13 protein-coding genes are annotated in these 13,828 nt (G+C 42.0%); 11 read left to right on the forward strand and 2 right to left on the reverse strand.

Features of this window, described 5'->3' with window-relative positions:
- The first annotated feature begins 87 nt into the window (after positions 1-87).
- The 7 genes from ABJF11_RS03735 to ABJF11_RS03765 all read left to right on the forward strand — a co-directional run bounded on the left by ABJF11_RS03735 (position 88) and on the right by ABJF11_RS03765 (position 6,835).
- Positions 88-1,068, forward strand: a complete 981-nt coding sequence (locus ABJF11_RS03735) for a hypothetical protein (protein WP_348118141.1) — start codon at positions 88-90, stop codon at positions 1,066-1,068.
- A 93-nt stretch (positions 1,069-1,161) separates the two neighbouring features.
- Positions 1,162-2,082 (forward strand): hypothetical protein, encoded by a 921-nt coding sequence (locus ABJF11_RS03740; RefSeq protein WP_348118142.1) that lies wholly within the window; start codon positions 1,162-1,164, stop codon positions 2,080-2,082.
- Between the two features lie 189 nt (positions 2,083-2,271).
- Positions 2,272-2,817, forward strand: a complete 546-nt coding sequence (locus ABJF11_RS03745; RefSeq protein WP_348118144.1) for a hypothetical protein — start codon at positions 2,272-2,274, stop codon at positions 2,815-2,817.
- Positions 2,818-3,203: 386 nt separating this feature from the next.
- Entirely contained in the window at positions 3,204-3,740 is a 537-nt protein-coding gene (locus ABJF11_RS03750; RefSeq protein WP_348118145.1) for a hypothetical protein, read from the forward strand.
- A gap of 193 nt (positions 3,741-3,933) precedes the next feature.
- Entirely contained in the window at positions 3,934-4,770 is an 837-nt protein-coding gene (locus ABJF11_RS03755; RefSeq protein WP_348118146.1) for a hypothetical protein, read from the forward strand.
- Positions 4,771-4,938: 168 nt separating this feature from the next.
- The gene (locus tag ABJF11_RS03760; RefSeq protein WP_348118147.1) at positions 4,939-5,790 is read left to right on the forward strand and encodes a hypothetical protein; all 852 of its coding nucleotides are present in this window, start codon (positions 4,939-4,941) and stop codon (positions 5,788-5,790) included.
- 181 nt (positions 5,791-5,971) lie between these two features.
- Positions 5,972-6,835 carry a hypothetical protein gene (locus ABJF11_RS03765; RefSeq protein ID WP_348118148.1) on the forward strand — a complete coding sequence of 288 codons (864 nt, stop codon included), beginning with the start codon at positions 5,972-5,974 and terminating at the stop codon, positions 6,833-6,835.
- Positions 6,836-6,995: 160 nt separating this feature from the next.
- Here ABJF11_RS03765 and sucD read toward each other — a convergent pair whose 3' ends face one another.
- Entirely contained in the window at positions 6,996-7,868 is an 873-nt protein-coding gene (sucD, locus tag ABJF11_RS03770) for a succinate--CoA ligase subunit alpha (protein WP_348118149.1), read from the reverse strand.
- A 184-nt stretch (positions 7,869-8,052) separates the two neighbouring features.
- Positions 8,053-8,547 carry an HAD-IIIA family hydrolase gene (locus ABJF11_RS03775; protein ID WP_348118150.1) on the reverse strand — a complete coding sequence of 165 codons (495 nt, stop codon included), beginning with the start codon at positions 8,545-8,547 and terminating at the stop codon, positions 8,053-8,055.
- Positions 8,548-8,784: 237 nt separating this feature from the next.
- Between ABJF11_RS03775 and ABJF11_RS03780 the strand changes: the two genes are divergently transcribed.
- From ABJF11_RS03780 to ABJF11_RS03795, 4 genes are all read left to right on the forward strand, one after another.
- A complete protein-coding gene (locus ABJF11_RS03780) occupies positions 8,785-10,104 on the forward strand; it encodes a sugar MFS transporter (RefSeq protein ID WP_348118151.1) in 1,320 nt (439 codons plus the stop codon).
- Positions 10,105-10,310: 206 nt separating this feature from the next.
- On the forward strand, positions 10,311-11,645 hold the full coding sequence (locus tag ABJF11_RS03785; RefSeq protein WP_348118152.1) for an Omp28-related outer membrane protein: 1,335 nt from the start codon (positions 10,311-10,313) through the stop codon (positions 11,643-11,645).
- Between the two features lie 36 nt (positions 11,646-11,681).
- Complete coding sequence (locus ABJF11_RS03790) at positions 11,682-12,179, forward strand: TlpA disulfide reductase family protein (RefSeq protein ID WP_348118153.1); 498 nt, start codon at positions 11,682-11,684, stop codon at positions 12,177-12,179.
- Between the two features lie 10 nt (positions 12,180-12,189).
- Positions 12,190-13,794 (forward strand): DUF6029 family protein, encoded by a 1,605-nt coding sequence (locus ABJF11_RS03795; protein ID WP_348118154.1) that lies wholly within the window; start codon positions 12,190-12,192, stop codon positions 13,792-13,794.
- The last annotated feature ends 34 nt before the right edge of the window (positions 13,795-13,828 follow it).

A 13,828-nucleotide genomic window follows, 5' to 3' on the forward strand; every position in this document is an offset into this window, starting at 1 on the left:
TGCAGGCACTTGTTAGTTTTGTGTATGGTAATTTGCTGAAATGCCATAAATAGGGCAATTTTACTGGACAACCTAACTTGAATAGCCATGAATCAGATTAGCAGCAAACTGTTTCTATTGCCACTCTCCATTTTCTTTTCGATTCTTACTATAGACCTGGCATTAGCTCAAGAGGGTATCGGTATTGGTACGGACAATGTAGACCCTTCGGCCATTTTGCAAATAGATGCTCAGAGCAACAACAAGGGAGTACTCTTCCCAAGGTCAGGGCCTGTCATGATGTACGGGATTAGAAACTCAACCCTCAATGGACTTTTCCTCTACGATACCATTGCCAATAAATATGCCTACTCTAAAAACCAAGTTTGGATGTATCTCAACCCCTGGGACACTGAGGAAATCATGAACAATACAAATGTCAGCTATATCACAACAAATTATAATGTTGGTATAGGGACCTCTGCTGCACCCACAACGGAACTCGAGGTGTCAGGCGATGTAAAGGCAGATAAATTTGAAGGACTTGGGGTGGTTCCACTCGGTGGGATCATCATGTGGTCCGGTACTACCGTGCCGTCAGATTACCAACTATGCGATGGAAGTACCAGAAATGGCTACACTACACCTAATCTGGTAGGTAGATTCATAGTAGGAGGAGCCACTGGAGCAACAGGCGCAGGTTCTAATGCGCTCGGGACAACTCAAATTAGCTATCAGGAAACGCCAGCTTATATGATCAATGGCTCAACCTGTCAATCCCAACAGTTTCGTTATAGCTTCTCTTATACCGAGACTTGTGACCCACCAGGAGATCCACTGACGATCGCAACCATAAATGTGAATAATGTGGTTGCCAATAGTTGTGCGGCTGCTCAGTCGCCATATACCACCTCAGATCCTGATTGTTCACATACCAATTTTTCGTCATGTACCACTTCCAACAACCCCAACTATTATCTGACTAACCCTGCCTGTTTTGACGCATCTGTGAGCGTAGTAAATGTGGTAACAGGTACAGACAATAGACCATTATTTTATCAATTGGCATACATCATGCGAGTCGAATAATAAAAGTGCTTTTTGTACACTTATTTGCCAACAAGGTCTTGTTGATATCATCGAAAAAGGCCAATTTTACACCCAGTCCCAAACCAACCGCATATGACCTTCTCAGCTAGGAAACCATTCCTACCATTATCTATTTATCTTCTTCTGAATTTTTTCTCACCCGTCTCTTACGCTCAGGAAGGGGTAGGTATTGGAACAGAATCGGTGAACACCGATGCTGTATTGGAAATTGAGTCTACCACGAAAGGCTTGTTGATTCCGAGGATGACTACGGCGCAGAGAAATGCCTTAGGAGCCTCTTCTACTGGCCTCATCGTATACGACACCACCAGAGATGCCCTCTATTATTACGATGGGTCAAGTTGGCTCAGATTGGTGGTACAACCAGCTCAGGTCAATTTGGATCTAAATAGCCACAAAATCATCAACCTTTCCAACGGTACTAATTCAGGTGATGCTGTCAATAAAGGACAGCTGGATACAAAATTAAATCTCTCCGGAGGCACAATGTCTGGAGCGATTAACATGAGTAGTAATAAGGTGACGAACGTATCCAACGGTACGAATGCCGGAGATGCCATCAACAAAAGTCAATATGACTTGAAGGCCAATAAAACTCAAGCCACCTGGACAAATTTCACCAGTTTTGCCAATGGATGGAGAAGCGACAACAATTTTCCTGTGCAATACTATAAGGATGATTTTGGTACGGTGCATTGGCGCGGGCATCTAAGAGTGGCTGATGCCACCAGCTCAGTGATTAGTACCAACGGCAGTATATCTGATAATTTGGCACCACCACCTGACCTCAGTGGGGTTGGGAGTAGCTCATATCGATATGTGGTGGCTGGCTATGACAGCGGAATTATAGCTGTTCAAATCACTGTGCAGGTGACCACTTCAACCGGTGTTGGCAGGCTAACCATGCTCGTGGATGAATACGATGCGCTAGTCAAATCAGCTTCAGGATATATAGATTTAATAGGGATATCTTATGGTACACGAGACTACTGAATTCAACGTCATATGTATCAAGCCGTGTCAGGAGTAGTCACCCTTTTATGAAATCCAACAATCAAAACCTTGATTCAAATTGACAGGCATTGTCAATCAAATGAGCAAAAGTTAACCTGAGACACTCAATCAAGGATTTTTACTAGTTGATAAAATAATTAAAACGCTTACTTAATCAAATTTTTAAACATGATGAATAATAAAATGCTTTCTTGGATTTTTGTAGTTACCCTATTTTTTGGTTCCTGTTCTGATGATTCGGACGATAATACAAATACGGCCACCTTTAATGGCGAATCTTTTTCCTTAGATAAAGGCTTTCTCGAACCTGCAGGTTTGAATTATGATTCTGATGGTGAACCTATTGAGACTTATGCAATCGATGTTTATTTAATGTCTGCGACTGTAGAGTATAATTCTTCGGTAGATGAATTCAGTGGAGAAGGCAACCTGATTGCTCTGGACTTGAATACCTCAGAAGAAAACGAGCTGGCCAGTGGTACCTATACCTACTCTGACGAGAAAGGATTACGCGATGAGTTTGTGCTAAGCGGAGGCGAAGTGTACATCAATTACGATGTATCCGTAGAAGCTCCTAAAGGTGAGGAGGAAAGTATCACCGGTGGAACAATCGAGGTGTCTATTAATGGTGATGAGATTACCTTTCTTATTGATCTGACTACAGAAAGCTCCACCTTCACGGGTACTTACACCGGAACCCTCCAGTCGATATAAGTTTGGCGCCGGAGGCCAGGAAATAAACTAATAAAATCTGGGGGATTGAATGAACTGCAAGCAACCCAGATTTTATTTTTCGATCCAATGATATGACCATGTGATAGAAGGTTGTCCATTACTGATTTTGGTTTGAGTGGAACGATTAGATCAATCAGACATCCTATTCGACGTTTAAGCTGGTCAAAAGAACCCCTATTCATTTAACCATGCGACTGGAATTGCCCTTCTATTTAAAGCCAGCTACCAAATCTTCTTGCCAATTCCGCAATAATTAAGTGCTGATATTCAAATGATTGTAAAAATGAGGTGTGTAGCTTGAAACGCACTTCTACTGTCAATCAATTGGTGCATTTTTGGCGTCCACTTAATCAATTATTAAAATTATGATAAATAATAAAATGCTTTCCTGGATTTTTGTAGCGGCCTTGTTTTTTAGTGCCTGCTCAGATGATTCAGAAGACAACACGAATGCCTCTTATGATGGCGAGTCATTTACTTTGGATAAGGGTTTTACTGCATCTAGTGGACCCAAATTTACAGCTGGAACTCACGGAATTTATATTTACCTAGTGTCAAATTTAGTTAGCTATGATGCAACTGAAGACGATTTTACAGGCTCAGGTAATGTAATTAAATTGGATGTCTTTACCGCCGAAGAAAATGTGCTGACAGCTGGCACCTACTCCCGTACCAAGGATCAGCCGTCTGAGGATGAATTTAGACTATTTGGCTTAGATGCCAAGGTTTTTATCAATTATGACGAGGCTCTACAAATGGACGATGAAGAACGTGGTGAACGTATCATATTTGGAACTGTGATTGTTTCAAAAGACGGAGATAACTTTACCTTTGACCTTGACATTACTACTGAAACCTCCACTTTTATAGGTACATATACAGGATCTCTTCTGTCAATTTAGATGGGATCATGTTCCTATTAAAAATAAGTAAAATCTGGGTTGTCTGAATGATCAGCAACATGCAATCCAGATCAATTCTCCCATAATGTCTTTGTTGTCAATTTGAGTGTTCTTATACATGCAGGACCGCACCTAGATATTAATTTCTCCCCCATCAAACTAACTCTTTACTCTAATTAAATACGCGTAAACCATGCTCGTAACAAGGAAAGATATATACCTGATCATAATAGGCCTAGTCGGTTTTACTCTCAAAATCAGTGCTCAAGAAGGAATCGGTATTGGTACAGAAAGCGTCAATACTGATGCGATATTGGAAATTGACTCTAAAACTGATGGATTGTTAATCCCTAGAATGACTACTAAGCAACGCAAAGCTATTGATGTCTCTTCAGGTGGGTTGATGGTGTATGACACGAACTTTGACGCACTATTTTATTGGGATTCCAGCCCGGGTATTTGGCGCAAGATGGTCGCCACTGAATCTAACCTGAATGTTGACTTAGGGTCTTATTCAATCGATGCTGGAAGTATACATGCCGAGAATTATGAACTCAATGCGAGCGGCAATGGCCCTGTACCTAAAGGTGGAATCATCATGTGGTCAGGCTCCATAAATGAGATACCGTATGGTTGGGTACTTTGCAATGGATCGAATGGTACTCCAGATTTGACAGACAGATTTATTGTAGGAGCTGGTGACAACTACTCAATAGGAAATACGGGTGGAGACGCATTAATTACCAACCAAGAGATGGTAAAGCATAATCATGGCTTTGGAACCCTGAAAACCGCAACGGATGGCAGCCATAGACATGAAATAAGGATGGGACGGTACGACTCTTCTTATGAAGATGCCAGCGAAGAAGATCTGGCGCCATTTCAAACCGGAGGATACATTTTATTTAAGACCAACAATGATGGGATTCATTCTCATGACATCCTAGGTAGTACCGCAGACACTGGAGGAACATCAATCCAAGAAAATCGACCACCTTATTTTGCCTTAGCTTTTATTATGAAACTTTAAGTTGAGCTTCATTGGTCGACGAAATTCAACTTACACTTATTTGATTTGTGTAGTTACTTTTGATTAGTCTTCAAGATGTTAATTTCTTAAATATTTGGCATTGATTTCTTGTGGTAGGTTGTTAGTTGTTAAGAAATGATTCATTTTTGTGGTCAATTGACTTAACTAATGAATATCCTCATGTTTCTTATCAAAAAGATGGCACTACTCACTGCCATTCTCATCCTTTTTATATCACGAATATCAGCACAAGAAGGAATCGGTATTGGCACCGAAAGCGTAAATCCTGATGCGATATTTGAAATTGATTCGCAAACCGACGGATTATTGATTCCCAGAATGAATACTGGACAGCGCAATGCTATCGATGTATCATCTGATGGATTGATGGTTTATGATACTGATTTCAACGCACTCTTTTACTGGGACTCAAATCAAAGTATCTGGCGAAAATTGGTGGCCACTGAATCTAATTTGGATGTTGATTTAGGTGCAAATTCACTCGATGCTGGAAGTATTCATGCTGACAATTATGAGCTCAATGTCAGCGGAAATGGTCCCGTGCCACAAGGCGGAATTATTATGTGGTATGGCTCTATTGCAAGCGTGCCGACCGGTTGGGCTTTGTGCAACGGGTCTAACGGTACACCAGATTTAAGAGATAGATTTATTGTAGGTGCAGGTAGTTCCTATTCACCTCAAAGCACGGGCGGGAGTAATAGTGTTACCTTGAGTCTGGCTCAAATTCCATCTCACAATCATGGCAAAGGTTCACTTTATACTTCTTCTGCGGGGAGTCACCGACACAGTACTAAAATCAATAATCTGGGACTAGACCACAAGGGTTCGGCTACCGAGCTAGGAAGAGGGCAGGACCAGACAAATGCTCAGGTTTATTATTCGGATTATGCAGGTACGCATTCACACGTGGTTAATGGATCTACCGCATCAAGTGGTAGCGGTACTTCACACGAAAACCGGCCGCCGTACTTTGCGTTGGCCTTTATTATGAAGTTGTGAGTAGACTTTTAAGGACTTGTAGAAATACGAGTTGCTTTCTGATCGTGTTTTTGTTCACGTTTGAATTGTCAGCCAGATGTTAATTACTTAAATACCTGGCCTCGTTTTCTCCTACTTCGTTGTGAGAGAAAAAGAAATAATTCATTTTTGCTGTCAATAGATTTTACTAACAATTGCCCCTATGTTTTTTATAAAAAAGTTGGCATTACTAACAGCCATCCTACCACTTTTTATTTCACAAGTATCAGCACAAGAAGGAATCGGTATTGGCACCGAAAGTGTCAACTCCGACGCTGTTTTAGAAATCGAGTCTAAGACCAAGGGGTTGCTCATCCCACGGATGAATGCCGCACAACGAGTAGCAACCGGAGCCACTTCGGCAGGACTCATTGTCTATGATACCAGCAATAAAGCATTTTATTATTATGATGGGAGTGACTGGTTGAGACTAGTCGCACAGCCTGGTCAAATCAATTTGAATATGAACAGTCACAAGATCGTGAATGTAACCAATGGAACAGCTTCAAAAGACGCAGTCAATAAAGGTCAACTAGATACCAAACTCAATTTGTCTGGCGGTACCATGTCCGGTAACATTACCATGGGTAGTAATAGGGTAAGAGGATTGGCAAATGGTAGTTCGAGTGGAGATGCCGTAAATAAAGGACAGTTAGATACTGAAATGGCAAAACGCCCGTTGACAACCGATGTAATAAATATTGGCTCTTGGAATATGGATCAGACCTCTATTGTTTATGTTGATTTTAATTCCAAACCCTATGACGCCGAGGATATCAGAATGATACAAGTGCTGATTAGAACTGACAGTGATGTGTCATGGGAGAGAGTCGAAGAATTAGCTTCTTATGGAGTAAGTGCAAATGTACCCCAGGGAGGTATAGAAAGAATTTATGGTAAAAACGCCGGTAATTCGAATCCCGGAACAATACTTTTGAGTAGGCGACCATCAGGTGCCTGGGACGGAGCCAATTACGATCAGACCTCTTACAATAGAGGATGGATTACCATACAATACCAGCCATAATTGAGTCTATATCGTTTATTCAGATTTGAATTTATATCCGAATTAGGTTAGGCAAAGACGATAGACCAACCTATTTTAGAACGGGTCATTAAAAATAAAAATGCCCCAAACCTGATTAAGGCATGGGGCTTTTTAGTTAATCTTTTTTGACAACTACAACTTAAGCGATCGCTTTTGCTATAGTGTCTCCGATATCAGCCGGAGAGTTCACCACATGCAATCCGCATTCCGCCATGATTTTCATTTTAGCTTCAGCGGTATCATCAGCACCACCTATGATTGCACCGGCATGTCCCATTCGTTTTCCTTTTGGAGCAGTTTGCCCGGCAATGAATCCAACAACTGGCTTAGGATTGCCCTGTGCTTTGATCCATCTGGCAGCTTCCGCCTCATAATTACCACCGATTTCTCCGATCATAACAATTGCATCAGTTTCAGGATCATTCATTAATAGTTCCACGGCAGCTTTAGTAGAAGTACCGATGATTGGATCTCCTCCAATGCCGATAGCCGTAGAAATACCTAGTCCTGCTTTTACTACCTGATCAGCAGCTTCATAAGTAAGAGTACCTGATTTGGATACAATTCCAATTCTTCCTTTTTTGAAAACAAAACCAGGCATGATACCCACTTTGGCCTCTTCTGGAGTGATTACCCCAGGACAGTTAGGACCGATAAGTGTCACAGCCTTGTTCTCAAGATATTTTTTAGCAGCCACCATATCCTTTACAGGAATGCCTTCTGTAATTGTGATAATCACAGATATGCCAGCATCAGCAGCCTCCATGATCGCATCAGCGGCAAAAGCCGGAGGTACAAAAATTATAGATACGTTAGCGCCAGCTTTCTCAACAGCCTCTTTCACTGTATTGAACACAGGTTTGTCCAAATGCTTCTGACCGCCTTTTCCCGGAGTGACACCACCTACAACATTGCTACCGTACTCAATCATCTGGGTTGCGTGAAAGGTACCTTCAGTGCCTGTAAAGCCCTGGACTATTATTTTCGAATCTTTGTTTACTAATACGCTCATGCAGTTTCAATTTTGGTGCAAAAATAGGATAATAAATGTCATAACCAAAGGACAGAGAGTAGAGTTGATAGTACTTATAAATAGGTCTCAATCCCAACATGGTGATAGAAGATTCACTTATGATAGACACTCACTGGTCAATCGTTAATTTTGGACGATAAATTACCGGATCTAAGCACTGAAATCACCTCATGGAGGTATAACTCACACTCATATGCTTGTCGATAAATTCACGAACACATCCTTCTCCTCCGTCCAAAGATAGGACAAGATCCACATGGGAGAGTACCTCGCTCGCCGCATTTGCCGGACAAGCGGATAACCCCACCTTCTCCATGGCAGGAATATCATTGAGATCATCACCGATAAAGGCAATCTCATTCATCGCCAAACCCAGCTCTTCGCACCATTTTTTCAGGATGATATCTTTCTCTTCCTGACCCGTATACACGTGCGAAACACCCAGCATTTGACCTCTCGCTTCTATGGCTCCTGCCGAAAAACTGTGGCTCACTATTCCTACACGGATGCCAGCTTTGATAAGCATGCGTATACCCAACCCATCTCGGGCATGAAACTGTTTGAACTGCTGACCTTCCTCAGTTACATTGATGCGACCGTCAGTCATGGTGCCATCAACGTCTAATACGAGCATTTTTATGTTTTCAGTATTGATCATGAATGGAATAAGAATAGTAGTGCTTGGTGATTTCGACCATCAATATTAATAATTAAAAATAGAAGCAGGGTTGCATTTCAGAGACTAACCACTGCGCTTTAGCGAAAATATAATTCGACAAGGCATAGAAAAGGTCATGAGGTAGGAATAATTACTATATTGGCAAACTCATAAGAGTGAACAGTCCTAAATATTATCATGTAGGCTGTCATGGTCCAAGTGAATAATTTACAGTATATGTCAAGCATCAATACAGCCAATCAAAACAATCAAAGCCAACTGGTACCAATGATGATCATCGGTGGACTCTTTGCCACCTTTGGATTTATTACCTGGGTAAATGGGCCTTTAATCCCTGCCATGCAGGCGATTTGTCAACTCTCAGATGCCGCCGCTTTTCTTGTAGCTTCGGCCTCATATATATCCTTCTGTGTAATGGCTCTACCGGCAGCATATGTCCTGCAAAAGATCGGATACAAAAAAGGAATGTCGCTTGGACTTCTGTTAATGTCGCTTGGAGCTTTAGTGTTTATTCCGGCCGCTATGACAAGAATTTATCCAATTTTCCTAGCCGGTATTTTCATTCAAGGCACAGGAATGACGCTACTTCAGACGGCAGTCAATCCATACATCACCATCTTAGGGCCCATGGAAAGCGGAGCTAAGCGAATTGCAATTATGGGCATATGCAACAAAGCAGCCGGGGCACTTGGGTCAGTGATATTCGGAACTTTGCTACTCGCCGGAATGAAAGAAAAAAATGAGTTGCTCAATTCTGTTACCGGAGCCGAACAAGAAGCACTGCTCGATAGTATGGCCAATGGCGTGATTGCCCCTTATATAGGGATGGCGATTGTTCTGGCCATTATAGCCCTGCTCATCAGAAGAGCACCATTGGCAGATTTAGAGGCACAAGAAGATGACACCAGTGAAGGAAGTGTGGCCAAGACCAGCATCTTCCAGTTTCCACATCTTTGGTTGGGCGTACTTACCCTATTTACATATGTAGGTGCAGAAGTAATCGCTGGAGACTCCATTATTAAATATGGATTGGCACTAGGACTTGAAAACTCCGAATTCTTTGGTTCATTCACTCTCATAGCTATGATCATAACCTATTTTCTGGGAGTAGTACTGATACCAAAATATATCGCCCAGGAGACAGCGCTGATTATAAGTGCCTGTTTGGGAATGGTATTGTCAGGAGCCATACTTATCACAACTGGATTTACTTCAGTACTCTTTGTGGCCTCATTAGGGATAGCCAATGCTTTAGTTTGGCCGGCCGTTTGGCCGTTGGCACTCAATGGGCTCGGCAGATTTACCAAAACAGCCTCGGCACTTTTGATAATGGGTATATCCGGTGGAGCCATTATTCCACCTTTGTATGGAGCACTTGTAGGAGCCAAGAGTACCGAACTGGTTGCGGCAGGAGTTGCAGATTCCGTGGCCATAGCTACAGCTTCCACAGACAGCTATTGGATCTTGCTTCCTTGTTATGCAATGATTTTATATTTCGCTGTCGCCGGACATCGTGTAGGGCTCAAAAAGGCATGAATTCAAGAAACTACAGCTTCTTTTTAAGGGTGACCGATGTGTGATTGAATTGACTAGATCCTTTTAGCAATTGTTGATATTCAAGTATAGACGAGCATCTGGCGGAATATTATTTGGCCATTACCTTTTTAATCTCAATTATTTATGAAAGTTTTGAGGTTATACTCTAATATAAATACTCAATCACCATTAAAATTAACCTACAAATGCCCAAACTAAACACACTCTTGGCGGGAGCTATGCTATTTAGCCTCACGCTGTTCACCGCATGTGGAGATTCTGAAGACTCTACCATTACTGCAATTACTATTAGTGCAGATAGCCAGACCATAAAGCCAAATGGGTCAGATAAAGTGCAAATTTCTGCAGTAGATCAATCAGGGAATGATATAACTTCCCAAGTCACCTTTTCCATTGGAAACACTGTGATTTCTGAAGAATTTACTACTACAGAAATGGAAGACTTTGAGGTAATAGGAAGATATAAAACAATTGAAAGCAACACACTTACCATATCAGGTGTATTGCAGCCAACGAGCCTAACCTTGTCAATGGACAAGACAGAAATCAAAGCCAACGGGTTCTCCTTTGTGAAATTGAGCGCTACAGATGAAGACGGAGATGATGTATCAAGGTTTGTGACATTTCTGAATGGATCGGACGAACTCTATACCTCTGTCTTTGCAAGCAGAGTGACAGGGGACTTTTCTCTCAAGGCTAAATACGACAATATAGAAAGTGACGAAGTAGATATTACAGTCACTCAGTCCAATTCTCAGAATAAAAAGATACTTATCGAAGAATTTACTGGAGAATGGTGCGGTTGGTGTCCACAGGCAGGATATAACCTGGATTTGATATCTAAGTTCAGCGAGACAGTAATCACCGTAGGCATTCACAACGGAGACAGCTACGAATATTCAAACGAAAGTGGATTGAGATCAAAGCTCGGCGTCACGTTTTTTCCTGATGGCAGAATCAGCAGAAGTACCACCGGAGGTGCTTTCAATGCACCGACAATTTTCTCTGCTGACTTCAGTAGAATCAATTCAGACATAGAAGACTACCTGGAAGAAGAGACCATGTTAGGTATTGCAATCAATACTTCAGTAGCCAATGGTGAACTCACCGTATCTCCTACAATAAAGTTTTATGACGATATCACAAGTGATATTTATCTCACCGTTTACCTGTTGGAAAATAATCTCCCTGCTTCTGCTCAGCAGAACTATTTTGAAAATCTTGATGGATACGAAGAAAGTGCCTACTATTCTGAGCCCGCCATACTTAGCGACTATGCACATGATCATGTGCTGAGAAAAAATCTTACCGATGCATTCGGGGATATGATACCAGCTGAAGATGTAGGTGCTGATATGGAATTTGTGCCAGAATCTATTGTAACCGAACTAGGAGACTTTGACGAAGACCATGTCAGTATTGTAGCCTTTGTACACTATGATATAGATGGCAATTCTAAAGTTATCCTGAATGCACAAAAAGTGAAGGCAGGAGAGAATATCTCATACGACGACTTATAATTAGCATTAGACAACACTCACATTAACTCCAATCTCATGATCAGAATTATCATGGTATGCTGCTGCGCATGGCTGTATACTGGAATATCTTATGCACAATCCAAACTGCCAGCCGTGGACATCGAACGGATGGATGGAAAGGTGGTTTCGGCTACCGAAGTTGTAAATACTGACGGCCCTACGATCGTAAGTTTCTGGGCTACATGGTGCAAGCCATGTGTGCTCGAACTCAACGAAATGCAAGATCAGTACGCAGATTGGAAGGATGAGACTCAAGTCAAAATTGTATCAATCTCCATCGATGATGCCAGAAGCTCAGGCAAAGTAAATGCCTTCGTGAGCGGACGGAGATGGGATTTTGATGTATATCTGGATAAAAACTCAGACCTGAAAAGGGCTCTAAATATTTCGAATATCCCATTTACTATCGTACTGGATAAAAATGGTGATATCATATCCAAGCACGCTGGATATGTACCTGGTGATGAAGATATCATTTATGAAGAGATACTGGAGGCCGCCAGTGGTGAATAAAATTAGGAGAATGAATAAGTATTTGCTAGTGCTCCTGATCATAGGAGGAAGTACAGTTTTTTCATCACAAGTCGTCGGCCAGAGTTTTGGCCAAGAAGTAGGTCAGCTCAGCGGTGGATTTGAATCTACCAGCCAATTTTATAAAAATGATGAAACCATCAATGCGCAGAAACCTGATCAAGGATTAGGTACCAACAACTATTTTAAACTGGACTATTCTATTGGCCAGTTTACCTTTGGTGTCAGGTACGAAGCTTACCTTCCGCCATTATTGGGATATCCGGAGGAGCTCAATCAGAAAGGGGTCGTCAATAGGTTTGCTACTTATCAAAATGAGGTGCTACGCGTGACAGCGGGAAACTTCTATGAGCAATTCGGCGCTGGGTTGATCCTTAGAGCCTACGAAGAAAGGCTGCTCGGTATCGACAATTCTATCGATGGTATCCATGTACAGGTCACCCCAAAACCAGGTATCGAACTTACCGGTCTATATGGAGTGCAACGAGACAATTTTGAAGAGGGAGAAGGACAAGTCAGAGGACTGGATGTTGTACTTGAGTTGAACGAGTTATTGCCAATCAATGGCCTCACCATCAGGCCAGGATGGTCGCTAGTCAGCAAATATCAAGAATATACTGGCCCGGACGAATCTTTTCCAGAAGTAGTAGACGCCTATTCTTACCGATTGGCTTTGAGTGGTACGACCTACTCAGTAGATGCCGAATACGTGGATAAATCCAGCGACCCTTCCGTAGCCAATGCTTTTAGTGAGGAGAAAGGTTCGGCCCTGCTCGTCAATGCAGGCTACGCCGGTAGTGGAATAGGTATCAACGGAACTTTCAGACGAATAGAAAATAGTGAGATGCGATCAGATCGTACGGCCAGTATCAATCGGCTGTGGATGAATTATTTACCAGCCGAAACAAGACAGCACGGCTATCTGCTGGCTAATATATATCCTTACAACGCACAGGCACTGGGAGAAATAGGAGGGCAGCTGGATATCACGTATAAATTTGCTCGAGAATCTATGCTCGGAGGAAAGTACGGTACCAAAGTCGCATTGAACTTCTCCCAATATCACGGTTTGAAAACTGATGATAATGGCGAGAACACAGACTTTTTTGGTTTTGGAGAGGAAAAATACTATCAGGATTTTAATGTAGAATTTGCTAAAAAGCTTAGCCGAAAACTAAAATTGACGCTGACCTATATCAATCAAAAATATAACAAAGAGCAAGTGGAAGGCGTGCCAAGCGATCTGATAGAGACCCAAATCGGAGTAATTGAAATACTGCAAAAGCTAGCCTCTAGAAAATCTATTCGTCTGGAAGTGCAACATCTTTGGACAGACCAGGATATGAAAAATTGGGCTGCCGGACTGATCGAATTCAACATGGCTCCTAATTGGTCCTTTTATCTCTTGGATCAGTTCAATTATGGAGGGACAGACGAAGTGCATTATTATCAAGCGGGGTTAGCCTATATGAAAGGTTCTACAAGAATCGGTGCCAACTACGGTAGGCAACGTGGAGGACTACTTTGTGTAGGTGGAGTGTGTCGGTTTGTCCCAGCCGCGACAGGTCTTAGTGTTTCCGTTTCTACCACCTTCTAAATGAGGTATTGACGCTTTAGCTTGCAAATTGATT

Origin of the sequence: Reichenbachiella sp., assembly GCF_039941815.1 — a bacterium.
In the GTDB taxonomy this organism is placed as follows: domain Bacteria; phylum Bacteroidota; class Bacteroidia; order Cytophagales; family Cyclobacteriaceae; genus Reichenbachiella.